Here is a 1,718-nt window from a genome sequence, read left to right as displayed (position 1 = left end):
GAGTAGAATCCGGCTGATAAGCCAAAAGAATGTTGCTTATACTTGGTCGCTTTTATTCAATATTGAAACTTCTAAGTGAGATACTTTTTACTTCTCCACCGGATTTTCAATGTGACCCGATTAAAGCAATGACCTTTTCAACTCGGACAAAAAAAACTGGCCCCACCTAAAAGGCAGAGCCAGCTTTGAATTTATATGATCGTCTGTTTTTAATCTTTCAATAAGAATATCTTCTTAAATAATCGATTTCATTGATTCCATGGCTTCGCGCAATTCGGCACCAATAATTTCCACATCGTGGTAACGAATTTCGTCGTTAATTTCGATTAACTCTTTGTTGTCAACATGAGCGCTTTTTCCTTCGTTGAAATTTTTACCAATAACATCGGTATCAATTTTTTTCATGAAGTCGGCCAGTAAAGGCTTACAAGCGTGATCGAAGAGGTAACAACCATATTCAGCAGTATCTGAAATCGTACGGTTCATTTCGAACAGTTTTTTACGTGCAATAGTGTTGGCAATCAGCGGAGTTTCGTGTAACGACTCGTAGTAAGCCGATTCCTCTTTAATGCCTGATTCTGTCATCACTTCGAAAGCCAGCTCAACTCCCGATTTTACAAGGGCAACCATCAACGTTCCGTTGTCGAAATACTCTTGCTCGCTAATTTCAACGTCGCCTGCCGGAGTTTTCTCAAAAGCCGTTTCGCCGGTAGCAGCGCGCCATCCCAACAGGTTTTTATCGTCGTTTGCCCAGTCTTCCATCATCGTTGATGAAAACTCTCCCGACATAATATCATCCATGTGTTTTTCAAACAACGGACGCATAATTTCTTTCAATTCCTCAGAAAGTTTGTAAGCCTCAATTTTTGCCGGATTCGACAAACGATCCATCATATTGGTAATACCACCAAGCTTCAAGGCTTCGGTAATTGTTTCCCATCCGTACTGAATCAGTTTTGATGCATAACCGGCATCAATTCCTTTTTCAATCATTTTATCGAAACACAAAATAGAACCAGTTTGCAATAAACCACAAAGAATGGTTTGCTCGCCCATCAGGTCTGATTTTACCTCGGCAACAAACGACGAAAGCAATACCCCTGCTTTATGTCCGCCTGTACCAACTGCATAAGCTTTGGCAATTTCCAAACCGTCGCCATTCGGATCGTTTTCGCGGTGAACTGCAATCAGTGTAGGTACACCAAATCCGCGCAGGTACTCAGCACGTACTTCTGAACCCGGAGATTTTGGAGCCACCATAATTACGGTAATATCGTCGCGAATCTGCATTCCTTCTTCAACAATGTTAAAACCGTGTGAGTAAGCCAGGCATGCACCTTTTTTCATTAAAGGAACCACTTTGTTTACTACCGGAGTGTGCTGTTTATCTGGTGTAAGATTCAATACCAAATCAGCCTTAGGCACCAATTCTTCGAAAGTACCTACTTCAAAACCGTTCTCTGTAGCATTTACATATGATGCACGTTTTTCGTCGATGGCAGTCTGACGCAGCGCGTAAGCCACGTTCAATCCGCTATCGCGAAGGTTAAGTCCCTGGTGCAATCCCTGTGCCCCACAGCCCAGTACTACAATTTGTTTTCCTTTCAGTTTTTCAACTCCGTCTGCAAATTCCGACTCATCCATAAAGTCGCATTTTCCCAACTGGTCTAACTGAAGACGAAGCGGCAATGTATTGAAATAATTTTCCATGATCTTTT

At 42.0% G+C, this 1,718-nt stretch carries 1 protein-coding gene; it reads right to left on the bottom strand.

What is annotated here, in order from left to right; all coding sequences use genetic code 11:
- Positions 1 to 234: 234 nt before the first annotated feature.
- A partial coding sequence (gene ilvC / locus ABZB17_RS22380; protein ID WP_372653878.1) for a ketol-acid reductoisomerase occupies positions 235 to 1,718 on the bottom strand: 1,484 nt, incomplete at its 5' end.

Source organism: Draconibacterium sp. (assembly GCF_041583095.1).
Taxonomy (GTDB): Bacteria; Bacteroidota; Bacteroidia; order Bacteroidales; family Prolixibacteraceae; genus Draconibacterium.
Note: the sequence above shows the minus strand (reverse complement) of the source record. Positions and strands in the feature narration are given on the sequence as shown.